Origin of the sequence: Clostridium sp. UBA7339 (assembly GCF_002470865.1) — a bacterium.
In the GTDB taxonomy this organism is placed as follows: Bacteria; Bacillota; Clostridia; order Clostridiales; family Clostridiaceae; genus Clostridium_J; species Clostridium_J sulfidigenes.
Map to the genome: position 1 here is coordinate 634,709 of NZ_DKPI01000014.1, position 16,214 is coordinate 650,922.

Below are 16,214 nucleotides of genomic sequence, written 5' to 3' on the forward strand. Positions count from 1 at the left end.
CTTATTTTTATATTATTTTTCTAACTTACCTCTTACTATTAATCTGTCCTTACCATCATAAGTACATGTTACAAGGGTTATTGTTGCATCCTCACTTTTATCTAAAACATAGGTGTCTTCTGGAGCAACTGTAAAGCTCTCTGTAACTTTATAAGTAAATGTTTTATCATGATTAGATACTAGTATATTATCATTAACTTCTAATTTGTTTAGTCTTAGAAAAAATTCTCCTGTATCATAGTTTCTATGTCCTGCTAGTGCAAAGTTACCCTCTTCCCCTGGCATAGCAGTATCCTTAAAATGTCCTACTGCATATTTTATTATTTCATCCTCAGTACCTTCTGCTACTACTACTTTCAAATTTATTTTTGGTATTTCTAAAACTGCAATTGGATTTACCATATCTATATAAGGAAGTTTTTCTTCCTTACTTTTCTCGTTTTTTTCATGATTAACTTCTTGCTTTTCTTCTGATACAAATTTGTCATAAAGCTGATCTTGAACTTTTTTTGTTTCCCACTTTCCTTTAAAAGCAAACAGTAATAATCCAATCCCCACTAAAATTAAAAGTATACTTATAATGTTTCTAATCTTCCCCTTCATTAAAACACCTCTTTACTTAAAATTATAAACTATTAAGTAATTATACACACATATGTTTTGTAACATTCTCAAAAATGGAATGCCTTACATAATTAATCTTTTTAGCCCTAGTAATTAAACTATAAAACTGATCTAAAAAGTAATGATTTTGAGACATTCCATTATAAACAGAGTTCTTTTTATCTTTAAAATAATACTTTATTTAATAATAGTCAGCCACTTTAGAAACCTCAATATAGGGCTTAATTTTACCTAAAACTTCATTAATATGATATGGATGTATCTGATATTCATTCATGTCATCTACAGAATCAAATCTAGTTATAAGACATACATCAAAAGATCTATTCGTATGAAGCTCATCTATTCCTACTTCTATCTCCTTAAGCTCAGGTATTTTTCCTTCCATAGCTTTAAGAGTATTTGCTACAAACTTTACGTTTTCCCTTGTATTTTCTTTTAACTTAAATAAAACCACATGTATAAACAACTTTTTACCCCCTATACATTAACCTATTTTATTTAATTATTTTTTAGTACCTTAGCTGATAGCATAGCCTTCGCCATAATCTCTTTATTTTGATTATACATTGTTACTTCTACCTTTGAATAATATCTTCCTCTATCTATTACTTCAGAATATACATCAATTATCCTACCCATTTGAACTGGCTTAGTAAAATAAGATGTGAAACTATCTATAGCTACATTTGTAATACCATTTTGTCTTAATACCATAGTTCCCATAGTTGATAAAAGCATATTTAATGCATTCCATGATGCAGTACCTATAGAGTCAAGCATTTCAGGCACAATTTCTCCCCAGAAATGCATCTTATTCTTACTAGACTCAAATTCAAAATTCTTTAAAATTAAATCATCCATAGTATGACCTACATGAGGCTGTCTTGTAACTATTTGTAATGCCTTTATTACATCTCCTCTGGAAATTATACCTATTAATTTCTTTTTATATACCACTGGGCATATTTGAATTCCATCCCAAGCCATGATATGTGCTGCATAGGCAACCGTACTTGTAGGGTTTAACACAATAGGATTCTTTGTCATAATGGTATTTACGATTTCATTGTCATCATGATTATTTATTTGAGTTATACTTACAAGACCTATAACTCTAGATTCCTCATCTAAAACTGGAAATCTTTCATGCCTAGTTTTCTCTGATAATTCTTTTAATGCTTTAATCTTGTCCCATACATTTAAGTATTCTGGATTTTTATCCATAACATCTTCTACTAATACAATTTCCTTCTTAACATTATTTTCATATATGGCCTTATTTATCATGCTTGCAACAGTAAATGTATCATAGGTACAGGATATTACAGGCAAATTTGTTTTATCTGCTAGAGTCTTTATTTCATCACTACATTGAAAGCCCCCAGTGATAAGCACAGCACATTGATTTTCAAGAGCTAGTCTTTGAGCTTTTTCTCTATTTCCTACTATAAGTAACGAACCTGGGCTTATGTATCTCTTAATGGTTTCAACTTCCATGGCTCCTATTATAAATCTTTCAAGAAAATTATTCTCTCCACCCTTACCACCAATTAAGGTTCCATCTACCATGTTTACAATTTCCCTAAAAGATATCTTGTCAATATTCTTTTTTTCTAACTTTTCTACTCTTACTGTGCCAACCCTAGGAATTGTATTGACAATTCCTATAGATTCACACTCTTTTATTGCTCTATATGCCGTTCCTTCACTGACACCTAATTTACTACTAATTCCTCTAACAGATATCTTAGTATTTATATCTAAGGATAGAATATATTTAATTATTTCTTCATGTTTTGACATGCCTATCTACCCTCTTTCCTAAGCTCATCAGCTATTTTTTCAATTCGTCTAAGACGATGATTTACTCCTGATTTTCCTACAGGCGGATTTAACATAGCTCCTAACTCCTTTAAGGATTCATCTGGGAAGGCAAGCCTCAATTTAGCTACTTCCTTTAAATTTTTAGGTAGCCTATCAAGTCCAATTTCACTTTCAATAAGCTTTATACTTTCCACCTGTCTTACAGCTGCATTAACAGTTTTACTAAGATTTGCAGTTTCACAGTTAACAATTCTATTTACATTATTTCTCATTTCCTTCATGATTCTTATATTTTCAAGCTCTAATAATGCATTATGTGCACCTATTATATTCAAAAGATCTACTATTTGCTCTCCTTCTTTTAAATATATTACAAAACTATTTTTCCTTTGTATTACTTTAGAATTAAGCTTATAACTGTTAATAAGATCACTAAGTTCATTGGCATAATCTTGATCATGAGTTACAAACTCTAGATGGTAAGTTTTCTCTGGGTTACTAATACTTCCTCCCCCTAAAAAAGCTCCCTTTATATATGCTCTTTTACAATTTTCATTTTTTATAACTTCACTAGGTACTCCGTAGTGTATATTAAATAAGCCATCCTTTTCTATTATTCCCAATTCTTGAAGGAGTCCCTTTACATCTACTTCTTCTGGTATTAAAACCATATATATATTATTTTTCTTTAACGAATTGCTTTTCTTTACTAATAATTTAGTGTGAATATCATAGAAATCTTTTAAATTCTTAAAAATCCATCTTGCTATAGCTGGATTTTCAGTTACTATCTTAAAAGTAATAGATCTATTAAATCCAAAACCCAATGTTCCACTTGACTTCATTATAGCTGATAATTGGGCAGCTATTTCATCTTTAGATAATTCACTATTTCTACATACTTCATTTTTTACCTTTAGTGAAAATGACATTTCTCTACTCCCTATCCTTTTTTTCTCTTCTTAATCTCTGTGATAAATATATATATTCAAAAATTCTTTTCTCATCATTAATCATTTTTTTCTTTAATATAGTTTCTATAAGTATTTTAGCCAGTTTATCCTCATCATGTCTTATGAGTTCTTTTTTAATCTTTATCATATCAAATTCTATATATTTTACATTTAGCTTATCTTTGTCACCATGGTCAAGTTGAACAAAGGTTGAGCCTTTTTGTAAGTATCTTTCTTTTATATTTTCTTCTTCCTTTGAGAGTCCTTTATTTACAATAGCATAATCAATAGGCATACCTTGGCAATGTTTCATTATAGCTCTTATATGATCTTGAACACTAAAGTTATCACTCTCACCTGGTTGAGTCATTATATTTGATACATAAATCTTTAATGCTTTAGTGGCCTTTACAGCCTCTCTTATATCACCTACCATTAGATTAGGGATTATACTAGTATACACACTTCCTGGACCTAATATAACCGCATCAGCATCTCTTATAGCATCAACGGCCTCTTGAACTCCCTTAGCATCTTTAGGCTCTATAAATACTCTATCTATAGGTGATTTTCTATTTAAGCTCTCAGTAGGTATTGAGGATTCCCCTTTTATTATGTCTCCATTTTTTAGTTTTGCATATAATTGCACATTTTCTAGAGTAACAGGCAGTACTTTTCCTGTTACTGCTAAAACCTCACTAGTTTTTTTAATAGCCTCTAAAAAATTATCGGAAATCCCATTCATAGCAGCTAAGAATAAATTACCAAAACTTTGATTTTCTAAAGAACCATCCTTAAATCTATACCTAAAGAGCTGTTCCATCAAAGGTTCAGTATCTGCTAAAGCTATTATGCAGTTTCGAATATCTCCTGGTGGTAGCATTCCTAAATCTTGCCTCAATACTCCAGAACCACCTCCATCATCAGCCACTGTAACTACTGCGGTTATATTAGTGGTATATCTTTTTAGTCCGCTAAGCATGTTGGAGAGCCCTGTTCCGCCTCCAATAACTACCACCTTAGGACCCTTTACTAATATACTATTTTTAAAAAAATCATCGTCAAAATTTTTCTTTCCCATAGAAAAATTCAACGCTTCAAACTTTATTATATCTATTACTTTTTTAGTATACTTCTCTAAACTTATATAGGTCAATACGCACCCTAAAACTAGTATCGCTACTAAAAATATTTTAATAGAAATACCTTCACCCCATCTTCTTATAAGCTCAATTATAGAGTAGGAAATTAAAAATACACCTAAAATAATTTGACATATCCACCTCTTAATTCCCACACCAGGCATTAACCCGTCCTTAAGCTTCATCGCTTTCCAGCTCCTCTACTTACATCCTCATTTATATCTCTATGATCTATAGTTACACTATTACCATTATGATTTAAAGTCTCATATACTTTATTTGCAATAGCTACAGAACGATGTCTACCTCCTGTACAACCAATAGCAACAATCAATTGTCTTTTTCCTTCTATTTTATAATTAGGGATTAAAAATTTAAGCATATCTATAAATTTTTCTACAAATTGCTGTGTTTCAACTTTAGATAATACATAATCTTTTACCGGCTTATCTAGGCCGCTAAAAGGCTTTAGATCAGCAATATAATATGGATTAGGAATAAATCTTACATCCATAACTAAATCCGCATCTAAAGGTATTCCATATTTAAATCCAAAGGATATTACATTAATAAGTAAAGGACTTTCAATTTGACCTTCATCTCCATAGGCCATAGTTATTTCTTCATTTAGCTCTTTATTAGTTAATTTTGATGTGTTTATTATTTTACTAGCCCTTTCCCTTATTCCTTTTAGTTTTTTCTTTTCTATACTTATACCATTAATAATCCTTCCATCTGGTGCAAGAGGATGTTTTCTTCTTGATTCTTTATATCTTTTAACTAAGGTTTCATCTGTAGCTTCAAGGTATAATACTTCATATAGATAACCTTCTTTATCAAGAGTGGACAAACTACCTAATAAGTCATCAAAAAATGTTCTCCCTCTAATATCTACTACTATGGCAATTTTATCTATTTTACCTTCAGTTTTAAAGCATACTTCAGCAAATTTTATTATAAGGGTTGGTGGTAAATTATCTACACAGTAAAACCCTAAATCCTCAAGTGATCTTATTGCTTGTGTCTTACCTGCTCCTGACATACCTGTAACTATCAAAAATTTCATTCTATCACACCTCTTTTGCATATTTAATTCCAGTAAAACTTTTAAATTTAATCTTATATTAATTTAAAATTATACTTCTTTTAAATTAATATTTTTAATAAAAATTAACACTAATATCTATATATTATACACATTAATTATATCATATAGTAATTTATATTACTAAAAAAGATATAGGATAAATATTTATTTATCCTATATCTTTCACATAAAATTTTAAAAATTAACAATATTATTTTTATATTTACTTATTCTATAGACTCAATTAATGATTTAAATCCAGGTAAGGCATTTTCTATAGTACTATAAGCTACACAATAAGCAATTCTAATATATCCTGGACAAGCAAAAGAAGTTCCAGGAACTATTAAAATATTATATTTTTTTGCCATATTACAGAATTCAATATCGTTCTCTATAGGTGATTTAACAAATAAATAGAAAGCACCTTCTGGTTTTATACAATTATATCCATAAGAAGTAAGTTCACTATAAAGTAGTTCTCGATTTTTATTATAAAAATCAATATTTACTTTATCATCTAAACATCTAGCTATTACTCTTTGGAAAAGTGATGGTGCATTTACATATCCTAAAATACGAGTAGCTACATTAGAAGCAGATACAACATTTTCAAAATCGGATACTTCATTTGGAATAACTAAATATCCAATTCTTTCTCCTGGTAATGAAAGAGATTTACTATAGGAATATCCAACAATTGTATTATCATAGTACTTTGTTAAATATGGCACTTGAATGTTATCGTATACAAGCTCTCTATAAGGTTCATCTGATATTAAATATATGTCAGTTCCCAATTCCTTTTGTTTTTCTTTTAAGATATTAGTAAGTTTTATAATAGTCCCTTCTGAATAAACAACACCTGTAGGATTGTTTGGAGAGTTAATTATAACAGCTTTAGTCTTATCCGTAATTTTACTTTTAAACTCATCTAAATTAGGTTGAAAATCTGTAGTGTTTGGTGATACTACTACAAGCTTTCCATCATAGTTAGCTGCATAACTTCTATATTCACCAAAATAAGGTGCAAATACTACTACTTCATCTTCTGGGTTTAAAAGAGTTTTAAAAATCACGTTTAAACCACCTGCTGCACCTACAGTCATAACTATATTCTTTTCTGTAAAACTTGTATCAAATTTTTTGTTAATTGAGTTAGCAATAGTTTCTCTAACATCCTCATATCCTGAGTTACTCATGTAACCATGAACCATAGTATTAGGTTCATTATTTAAAATATCTATAATTGCCTCCCTTACAGTGCTTGGCGGTTCAAGATTTGGATTTCCTAAGCTGAAATCATAAACATTTTCTGCACCATAAATTGATGCGAGTCTTTTACCTTCTTCAAACATAGCTCTGATTAATGAACTACCATTAACATAATCCACCATTTTTTTTGAAATCATATCCCCATCTCCCTATTTTTTATATTAGGTTAAACTATCTTCACCTATAACTCTAACTTCAGTGTGTAATTCAACCTTAAATTTTTCATAAACTTTAGCTTTTACAACTTCAATAAGATCTAAAATATCCCTTGACGTTGCATTGCCTCTATTTATGATAAATCCTGAATGTTTTTCAGATACCTGCGCGTCCCCAACGCTAGTACCCTTTAATCCTGAATCTTGAATAAGCTTACCTGCAAAATATCCCTCGGGTCTTTTAAATGTACTTCCTGCTGATGCATATTCTAAGGGTTGCTTACTTTTTCTTCTTTCTGATAGATCATCCATTCTTTCCTTGATCAAAGCTTTATCTCCATGAGACAATCTCATTCTTGTTTCCAGAACTATATATCCATACTTTAAAATTGCACTATTCCTATATCCAAATTCTAGTTCTTCTTTACTTAATTCTCTAATGTTCCCCTCATTATCAATTACTAATGAACTTTCAATTACCTTTGCCATTTCTCCGTCATAGGCACCTGCATTCATTGCAGTAGCACCTCCAATAGATCCTGGTATCCCAGACGCAAATTCTAGCCCTGATAAACTATTCTTTAAAGCCTGATCTGCAACTGAATATAACTTAGCTCCACATTGTGCAGATATTAAATTTTCATCTACTACTATTTTATTTATGTGTCCTAGTTTTATGACTACTCCTCTTATTCCTCCATCTCTTATTATGAGATTAGATCCATTTCCTAATATGAAATAATCCACCTTATTTTCCTTGCATATTTTAATTAATTCTTTAACCATTTCATAATTAGAAGGGTAAACTAATAGGTCAGCTGGTCCACCTACCTTAAAAGAAGTATGATTCTTCATTAGTTCATCTATTTTTACATTTTCATTCCCTGCTACATCTAAAACACTTCTTACAAAACTATCCTTTAATTTCATTGTATACCTCTTACTATATTATTATATATTAAGTATAAAATACTTAGGTTATATATATCAACAGTTATTACATATTTCTTTCATTTTAAGTATACTATCCTACTAATAGTATAAACACTCTAATTCAATATTTTATGCTGACATATGGTTATTAACTATTTTTCTTAAAATAATTAATTATACTTTCAGTAGCTTTCCCATCCATAGAAGGTGTAGCCATTAACTCTTCATAGGTAGCCTTTTTTATATTTTCAATACTACCAAATTTTTTTAGAAGTTCACGCCTTCTCTTTTCTCCTATTTTAGGTATTTCATCTAATATAGAAAATAAAGTACGTTTATCTCTTAAGGTTCTATGATATGTAATGGCAAATCTATGAACTTCATCCTGAATCCTAGTTATTAAAAGCATGGCCTTGGAAGATGGCTTTAACAGAATTTCTTTATTTTTATAAATAAGTCCTCTTGTTCTATGCTTATCGTCCTTCACCATACCACATACAGGTATATTAATATTTAACTCCTCCAATACTTGAAGTGCTATATTAATTTGTCCCTTTCCACCATCCATCATAATCAAGTCAGGAAAAATAGAAAACTTACCCGACTTAAAGTCCATACCATTATTATTTATCTTCCTTATTTCTTCTAATCCATGTGTAAATCTTCTTATTAATATTTCTCTCATAGAGCCATAATCGTCTGCACCTTCTACCGTTTTAATTTTAAATCTTCTATAATCACTATTTTTAGCTACTCCATCTTGAAATACTACCATGGTTCCTACGGAATCCATTCCCATGATATTAGATATATCATAGGCTTCAATTCTAATAGGCATATCTTCAATCCCAAGAACCTCTTGAATTTCAGAAAGTGCCACATTATTAAGTTCCTTGTCTACTTTATGTTTAATCTTAAACATTTCGAGAGCATGGCTAGCGTTTTTTTCTACCATATCAAGTGTCTTTCTCTTTTCTCCTTTATGTGGAACCTTTATAGTCACTCTATATTCCTTCTTTATAGATAACCATTGCTCTAAGATATCAATTTCATCACAATGACTTACATATACAGTCTTAGGTATAAAAGCAGTTCCTCCATAAAAGTTTTTAATAAATTCCTCTATGACATAGGCAGGCTCTTCTCCACCTGTATTGTCTAAAATAAAATCTTCTCTTCCAACAATTTTACCATCTCTTAAAAAGAATATCTGAATACAACTATCTTTTTCATCTTGAGAAATACCTATAAAATCTTCATTTTCAAAATTATTACTAATAATCTTTTGCTTTTCATTTATTTTATCTATGGCTATCAACTTATCTCTTAAAGAAGCTGCTCTTTCAAAATCTAAATTTTCTGCTGCTTCTTCCATTTCAGTCTTAATCTTACTAGTAATCTTTGTATCCTTCCCTGTAAGTAAATCCACCACATCATTGATAATTTTTTTATATTCCTCTTTAGAAATTAATCCTTCACATGGTCCACTACATAATTTTATATGATAGTTAAGACAAACCCTTGTTTTAGGCCCATTTTCCTTTATAACTCTTCTACATGTTCTAAGAGAAAATACCTTCTTTATAAGTTCATTTATAGTATATACTGCACTTCCATCCGTATATGGTCCAAAATATTTAGATGAATCATTTCCATAATTTCTTGTAACTAATACCCTTGGAAATTCTTCATTAGTAATTTTAATAAAAGGAAAATATTTATCATCTTTTAGCAAAATATTATATTTAGGACTATACTTTTTTATTAAATTACATTCTAGTATTAAAGCTTCTACTTCAGAATCTGTAACTATATACTCAAATTCACTTATATTCTTAACCATAGCTCTAACTTTTTCACTATGATTTTTAGAATTCTGAAAGTATTGTCTTACTCTATTTTTAAGATTTTTTGCTTTTCCTACATATATTACTTCTCTCAAAGAATTTCTCATTAAATAAACTCCAGGATTGTCTGGAAGATTTTTTAGATGATACTCAAAATCAAACATTAAATCACCTCACTTCTCATCCAAAAGTTGTTTCATCTTTAGTATAATACTTATTGAGCTTCACTTTTAATGCAATGATTAATACTCATAAGGTATATTATATAATTATATTTCAAAAGTTTTAATATTAATTTGTACTAAAATAAGATTTCATAAGCTCCTTTGCCATAGCGCTGGCATTAAAGCTATCATTTCCACCTTCTTCTGCAATTATAGCAAAGGCTATTTCTGGGTCATCATAACCTGCAAAACCTATAAACCAAGTGTGTGGCTCCTTATCTCCAGAGTCATGGTCTGCAGTTCCAGTCTTTCCTGATACTTGAACGTTCCATAACTTTGCTGCCTGACCAGTTCCCTCATTGACTACAGCTTTCATATATTCCTTTAGCAATGCTGCATTTTCAGGAGTTGTAACTGTAGCTGCTTCCTTTTGTTCATAGCTTTTAACTACTTTCCCTTCCGGACTTATGATTTCCTTTACTACATTAGGTTCCATCATTACACCATTATTAGCTATAGTACTAGCTACTAGTGCCATTTCTATTGGACTTGCTAGTACTCCACTTTGTCCTATACCACTTTGAGCTATATTACCAACCTCATCACTTTTATATTTTGGGAAAATACTATTATCAATGGTAAGAGTTTCTGATGGAATATCTTTATTAAAGAAGAACTTTTCTGATGTTCCCTTTAAATTATCATTTCCAAGTTCCATAGCTAAGGTACCAAATACCACATTACTAGACTTTAAAAAAGCTGTTCTAAGTCCAATGCTTCCATAAGCATACCCTTTGTAGTTTTCTAGGTATTCACTTTCATTAAAACTAATTTTCCCCTCATCATTAAAGGTCCTATTGGTTATATCCGACATATTCTCCAAAGCACTTATGGCTGTAATAACTTTAAAGGTTGAGCCTGGTGGGTAAAGACCTGAAACTGCTCTATTCAAGAAAGGTGTATCCTCTTGTTGTGACAGTTTTTCAAAGTCTTCTTGTATTGTATTTGCATCAAAACTTGGTTTTGACACCATAGCAAGAACCTCTCCTGTCTTAGGATTTAATGCTACTATTGATCCCTTTCTATTACCTAAAACCTCAAAGGCTCTTTGTTGTAACTTAGAATTTAAGGTAGTCACTACATGATTTCCAACTTTATTCTCATCCTTTTTGTTGGAAAATATATCCTTTATAGAATTTACTGATTGTCCTGAAAGTTCTTTATCAAACTTCTTTTCAATTCCACTAGCCCCATACTTAGCATCATTATAACCAACCACATGAGAAAAAGCTACTCCTCCAACATACTTTCTTGTTTGAGAAAACTCCCCTGTTTTTTCACCTGTAGTTAAAGGATTCATATCTCTGTCATAAATAGTTCCTCTAAGAACTCTATTTTTCTCCGCTTGATTTCTTTTATTATAAACACTATCCAAAGCTATTTGATTTTTAAATAATGTACTATAACTTATATAAGAGATTAGAGCAATAAATAATAACAGAAATACAATCATTACATTTTTTATGTTCTTTTGTAGATTATTCATAATTACTACTCTCCTCTGATATTTTTTGTATTATACCTAGTGAAAGATAACTTATCAGCATAGAACTTCCTCCATAACTAACAAAAGGCAAAGTTATTCCTGTAAGAGGTATAGCTCCAGTTACACCACCAATAATTACTAGTGTTTGAGATACCATCATAGTACTATATCCAACGGCTAATAATCTTGAAAATTTATCCTTTATGTAAAGTGCAGCTCTTATACATCTATAGAATAATAGAAAATTTAAAATTATAACTGCAAATCCAATAAGTAATCCTAATTCTTCGCATATAGCCGCAAATATAAAGTCAGATTCTACTACTGGAATATATCCTGGATATCCATTTCCAAGTCCTACCCCAAAAAATCCACCATTTGCTATAGCTATAAGGGATTGAACAAGCTGATGTCCTTCATCATATCCATACTTCCATGGGTTTCGCCATATCATAACCCTTATCTGAACATGATAAAATAAGTAATATCCTATGACACCACCAACTACAAATAACAGCAATGCTATTATTACATACTTTTTATTTGATGTAGCAATATAAAGCATAGTAAGTGCTATGGCAAAGAAAATTAGCGCTGAACCCAAGTCTGTTTGAGCTAACATAAATAGCAATGATATCATCATTACCATAGCAGGCTCTATTAAACTTATATATTTATATGAGCTTTCTTTCCTAAATCCAATTGCCTTTCCTATCTTAATCCAAAACTTCGAAGGCTTTTCATAATCCTTTAATGCTGAAGCAAGGTAAGCTACTAAGGCAATTTTCCCAAACTCAGAAGGTTGAAAACCGAACCCAAATAAATTTACCCAGTTTTTAGCTCCAAACTGTTCCTTTCCAAAAAAGGTACCCATGGACATAAATAATAATGTTATTATTAGATATAAATATTTGTACTTACTAAATCTTTTTAAATCTGGAAGTATTACAACTACTAATATAAACATAGTCATACCTAAAGCAAAAAATATAATTTGCTTAGCTGTTAAAAAACTTCTAGTACCTTCCGCTATATAACTACCTCCCGATATGGGTAAATCCAACCTATATATCATAGCAATCCCTATAACAGCAAGGATATTTGAAAATAATAATATAAATTTATCCCCATCTGGATAAAATCTTCTTATTACAAAGTGGGAATAACATAATAAACCACATATTATTGCTCCTATAAATATTGCACCCTTATCAATAGTTGGAGTTAGAATTGCTACATTAAAAAATAGTGCCATTACAAGCAAATAAGTAAATCTAAGCACTCTTTTTTCTTGTTTTATACCCTTCATACTTGCCTCCTAATAACTACATAAATTTAAAGGTAGCAGTTCCCACCTTTATTATATCCCCTGACTTTAATATAAGGGAATTCTTTATTCTAATATCATTAACCTTAGTTCCGTTAGTGCTCTCCAAATCTTCCAACACATACTCATTATTTCTTCTGAAAATTTTAACATGATGAGAAGAAACATATTTATCATCTAAGATTACTGTATTATCACTTTTTCTTCCCATAGTTAAGTTATCTACTATTGGTAGTATTCCTCCATTTTTTAGATTTGTATTTTCTCCAGCTACTATTATTTCTAGCCCAGAAGTAGCCTTTCTAGTTCTATTCCTTCTTTTACCCACTGATTTAGTATCTGTATACATTATTTTTAAAGCGTAGATTATAATAAAATAAACTATTGCTATTATTCCTAAATTCAATGCGAATTTTAAAATATTCATAAGCAAAACTCCTTTATACATATATAACATAACTAGCATCATTATAAATTATGATGCTAGTTATAAGTAATTATATCATCTTTTTTAGGTACTGTCCTGTATATGATTTAGAACATTTAATTACATCTTTAGGATTTCCTTTAACTATAATAGTTCCTCCTTGATCTCCACCTTCTGGTCCTAAGTCTATAATATAATCTGAACACTTTATTACATCTAAATTATGTTCAATTACTATTACAGTATTTCCTCCTTCTACAAGCCTTTGGAGAATTTTTATAAGTTTACTAACATCATCAATGTGTAATCCAGTAGTGGGTTCATCTAATATATACAAAGTCTTTCCTGTACTTCTTTTAGATAATTCATAGGCAAGCTTTATTCTTTGTGCCTCTCCGCCTGATAATGTGGTTGATGGTTGACCTAATCTTATATAGGATAATCCAACATCCATAAGAGTTTGAAGTTTACTACTTATACGAGGTATATTTTCAAAGAAAGCTAAGCCTTCCTCTACAGTCATATTTAAAACATCTGCAATAGTTTTTCCTTTGTATTTTACCTCTAATGTTTCTCTATTATATCTCTTTCCTTTACACACTTCACATTCAACATAGACATCAGATAAAAATTGCATTTCTATCTTTATTATTCCATCACCTTTACAAGCTTCGCATCTTCCACCTTTAACATTGAAACTGAATCTACCTTGTTTATATCCTCTGCTTTTAGCCTCTGGAACCATAGTGAAAATTTCTCTTATTAAATCAAATACTCCTGTATATGTAGCAGGATTACTTCTAGGTGTTCTTCCTATTGGACTTTGATCTATATTTATAATCTTATCAATCTGGTCATCACCTACAATTTCCTCATGTTTTCCTGGTAGTTTCTTAGAACCATTTAATTTTCTATTTAACCCCTTATATAAAACCTGATTAACTAAAGTACTTTTCCCTGACCCTGAAACTCCTGTTACAGATGTAAATAATCCTAATGGAAATTCAACACTTATATTTTTTAGATTGTTTTCCTTTGCACCTTTAACTTTTATAACTCTATTTTTATCCATAATTCTATATTTTTCAGGCACATCTATAGTTCTATGCCCACTTAAATATTGACCTGTAATGGACTCTTTACACTTCATCACATGTTTTACTGTACCTGCAGCTACTATTTTTCCTCCATGCTCTCCTGCTCCTGGGCCTATATCTACTAAGTAATCTGCTTCTCGCATAGTATCTTCGTCATGCTCAACTACAATTAAAGTATTTCCTATGTCTCTAAGATGCTTTAAAGTCTTTATTAATTTATCATTATCTCTTTGATGCAATCCAATACTTGGCTCATCTAAAATATATAAAACCCCCATCAAACTAGAACCAATTTGAGTTGCTAATCTAATTCTTTGCGCTTCTCCTCCTGATAAAGTACCTGATGCTCTACTTAAGTTAAGATAACTAAGTCCTACATCCTTTAAAAAACTAAGTCTACTCTTAACTTCCTTTAATACTTGTTCTGCTACAATTTCATCCTTTTTAGATAATTTTAATGCATCTACAAAATCAAGTTCTTCTATAATAGACATAGTACAAAATTCACTTATATTTTTACCACCTACAGTAACAGATAGAGCTTCTTTAGATAATCTTCTTCCTTTACACTTAGGACAAGGATTATCACTCATATACTCTTCTACTTCTCTCTTTATGTAATCTGAGTTAGTTTCCATATATCTTCTTTTTAAATTATTTATTATACCTTCATAAGCATAATTATATATACCAGTTTTAAATTCCTTGGTATACTCTATTCGTAATTTTTCTCCATTTGTTCCATATAAAACAGAATTTAAATTTTCTTCTGATAGTTCTTCTATAGGAGTATCTAAAGTAAACCCTCTTTTTTTAGCAAGAGCTTCTAATATGGCACGAGTCCATGAATCCTCCTTTAAACTACCTTCACCTAAAGTTAAAATTCCTCCACCTAATATGGATTTGCTTTTATCCGGAATCACCAAATCCTCATCTATCTCCATTAAAGTCCCAAGTCCATCACACTCATCGCACTTTCCAAAGGGAGAATTGAAGGAAAACATTCTAGGCTCAATTTCACCAATACTTATTCCACAACTTACACATGAAAATTTTTCACTTAAAAGTATATCTTCTCCATCAATTACATTTAAGATAGCTATACCTTCACCTATTTTTAATGCTGACTCTAAAGAGTCTGTAATTCTTGATTCAATTCCATCTTTAATAACTACTCTATCTATTACTATTTCAATGGTATGCTTTTTATTCTTCTCTAGTTTGATATCTTCATCTTCTAAATCTACCAGAACACCATCAATTCTTGCTCTAACATATCCATTTTTTTTAATGTTCTCAAGGATCTTTACATGTTCTCCTTTTTTCCCTGTAACTACAGGTGCTAAGATTTGAACCTTAGTTCTAGGTGGCAGAGCCATTGCCTGATCTACCATTTGGTCTACAGTCTGCTGGGTAATCTCCTTGCCACATTTAGGACAATGGGGTACACCTATCTTTGCATAAAGTAGTCTTAAATAATCATAAATTTCAGTTACTGTTCCTACTGTAGATCTTGGATTTTTACTTGTAGTTTTTTGGTCAATAGATATAGCTGGTGATAGACCTTCTATATACTCTACATCCGGTTTATTCATTTGGCCTAAAAACTGTCTCGCATAAGCTGAAAGAGATTCTACATATCTTCTTTGTCCTTCTGCATAAAGAGTATCAAAGGCTAAAGAAGATTTTCCTGAACCTGAAAGTCCAGTAAAAACAACAAATTTATCTCTTGGTATTTCTAAATCTACATTTTTAAGGTTATGTACTTTTGCACCTTTTATATAAATACTATTTCTCATAAATTTCTCCT

The 16,214-nt window shown here is 30.5% G+C and carries 13 protein-coding genes; all 13 read right to left on the reverse strand.

Going from position 1 to position 16,214, the window contains the following annotated elements; all coding sequences use genetic code 11:
• Positions 1-12 precede the first annotated feature (12 nt).
• The gene (locus B2S02_RS17230; protein ID WP_346847667.1) at positions 13-603 is read right to left on the reverse strand and encodes a class D sortase; all 591 of its coding nucleotides are present in this window, start codon (positions 601-603) and stop codon (positions 13-15) included.
• A 202-nt stretch (positions 604-805) separates the two neighbouring features.
• Positions 806-1,093, reverse strand: coding sequence for a Dabb family protein (locus tag B2S02_RS17235; protein ID WP_346921081.1), 288 nt, complete (start codon positions 1,091-1,093; stop codon positions 806-808).
• Between the two features lie 32 nt (positions 1,094-1,125).
• Complete coding sequence (locus tag B2S02_RS17240; RefSeq protein ID WP_346847669.1) at positions 1,126-2,430, reverse strand: DRTGG domain-containing protein; 1,305 nt, start codon at positions 2,428-2,430, stop codon at positions 1,126-1,128.
• 2 nt (positions 2,431-2,432) lie between these two features.
• Positions 2,433-3,383, reverse strand: coding sequence for a DNA-binding protein WhiA (gene whiA / locus B2S02_RS17245; RefSeq protein ID WP_346847670.1), 951 nt, complete (start codon positions 3,381-3,383; stop codon positions 2,433-2,435).
• Between the two features lie 4 nt (positions 3,384-3,387).
• Positions 3,388-4,731 carry a gluconeogenesis factor YvcK family protein gene (locus tag B2S02_RS17250; protein WP_346847671.1) on the reverse strand — a complete coding sequence of 448 codons (1,344 nt, stop codon included), beginning with the start codon at positions 4,729-4,731 and terminating at the stop codon, positions 3,388-3,390.
• On the reverse strand, positions 4,728-5,612 hold the full coding sequence (gene rapZ, locus B2S02_RS17255; protein WP_346847672.1) for an RNase adapter RapZ: 885 nt from the start codon (positions 5,610-5,612) through the stop codon (positions 4,728-4,730). Before rapZ ends, B2S02_RS17250 begins: the two co-directional genes overlap by 4 nt.
• A gap of 248 nt (positions 5,613-5,860) precedes the next feature.
• Entirely contained in the window at positions 5,861-7,045 is a 1,185-nt protein-coding gene (locus B2S02_RS17260; protein WP_346847673.1) for a pyridoxal phosphate-dependent aminotransferase, read from the reverse strand.
• 24 nt (positions 7,046-7,069) lie between these two features.
• Entirely contained in the window at positions 7,070-7,993 is a 924-nt protein-coding gene (murB, locus tag B2S02_RS17265; protein WP_346878162.1) for a UDP-N-acetylmuramate dehydrogenase, read from the reverse strand.
• A 151-nt stretch (positions 7,994-8,144) separates the two neighbouring features.
• A complete protein-coding gene (uvrC, locus tag B2S02_RS17270; RefSeq protein WP_346847675.1) occupies positions 8,145-10,007 on the reverse strand; it encodes an excinuclease ABC subunit UvrC in 1,863 nt (620 codons plus the stop codon).
• A 127-nt stretch (positions 10,008-10,134) separates the two neighbouring features.
• Positions 10,135-11,553 carry a peptidoglycan D,D-transpeptidase FtsI family protein gene (locus tag B2S02_RS17275; RefSeq protein ID WP_346847676.1) on the reverse strand — a complete coding sequence of 473 codons (1,419 nt, stop codon included), beginning with the start codon at positions 11,551-11,553 and terminating at the stop codon, positions 10,135-10,137.
• Entirely contained in the window at positions 11,546-12,862 is a 1,317-nt protein-coding gene (locus B2S02_RS17280) for an FtsW/RodA/SpoVE family cell cycle protein (RefSeq protein WP_346847677.1), read from the reverse strand. The genes B2S02_RS17275 and B2S02_RS17280 overlap by 8 nt, the downstream gene beginning before the upstream one ends.
• Before the next feature lie 16 nt (positions 12,863-12,878).
• Positions 12,879-13,307 (reverse strand): FHA domain-containing protein, encoded by a 429-nt coding sequence (locus B2S02_RS17285; protein ID WP_035132164.1) that lies wholly within the window; start codon positions 13,305-13,307, stop codon positions 12,879-12,881.
• Positions 13,308-13,377: 70 nt separating this feature from the next.
• On the reverse strand, positions 13,378-16,203 hold the full coding sequence (uvrA, locus tag B2S02_RS17290) for an excinuclease ABC subunit UvrA (RefSeq protein ID WP_346847678.1): 2,826 nt from the start codon (positions 16,201-16,203) through the stop codon (positions 13,378-13,380).
• Positions 16,204-16,214: the final 11 nt, after the last annotated feature.

What these genes read in the sequence shown, in the direction of transcription:
- B2S02_RS17230 (WP_346847667.1), bottom strand. Translation starts at nt 603, where the DNA reads ATGAAGGGGAAGATTAGAAACATTATAAGTATACTTTTAATTTTAGTG.
- B2S02_RS17240 (WP_346847669.1), bottom strand. Translation starts at nt 2,430, where the DNA reads ATGTCAAAACATGAAGAAATAATTAAATATATTCTATCCTTAGATATA.
- whiA (WP_346847670.1), bottom strand. Translation starts at nt 3,383, where the DNA reads ATGTCATTTTCACTAAAGGTAAAAAATGAAGTATGTAGAAATAGTGAA.
- B2S02_RS17250 (WP_346847671.1), bottom strand. Translation starts at nt 4,731, where the DNA reads ATGAAGCTTAAGGACGGGTTAATGCCTGGTGTGGGAATTAAGAGGTGG.
- rapZ (WP_346847672.1), bottom strand. Translation starts at nt 5,612, where the DNA reads ATGAAATTTTTGATAGTTACAGGTATGTCAGGAGCAGGTAAGACACAA.
- B2S02_RS17260 (WP_346847673.1), bottom strand. Translation starts at nt 7,045, where the DNA reads ATGATTTCAAAAAAAATGGTGGATTATGTTAATGGTAGTTCATTAATC.
- murB (WP_346878162.1), bottom strand. Translation starts at nt 7,993, where the DNA reads ATGAAATTAAAGGATAGTTTTGTAAGAAGTGTTTTAGATGTAGCAGGG.
- uvrC (WP_346847675.1), bottom strand. Translation starts at nt 10,007, where the DNA reads ATGTTTGATTTTGAGTATCATCTAAAAAATCTTCCAGACAATCCTGGA.
- B2S02_RS17275 (WP_346847676.1), bottom strand. Translation starts at nt 11,553, where the DNA reads ATGAATAATCTACAAAAGAACATAAAAAATGTAATGATTGTATTTCTG.
- B2S02_RS17280 (WP_346847677.1), bottom strand. Translation starts at nt 12,862, where the DNA reads ATGAAGGGTATAAAACAAGAAAAAAGAGTGCTTAGATTTACTTATTTG.
- B2S02_RS17285 (WP_035132164.1), bottom strand. Translation starts at nt 13,307, where the DNA reads ATGAATATTTTAAAATTCGCATTGAATTTAGGAATAATAGCAATAGTT.
- uvrA (WP_346847678.1), bottom strand. Translation starts at nt 16,203, where the DNA reads ATGAGAAATAGTATTTATATAAAAGGTGCAAAAGTACATAACCTTAAA.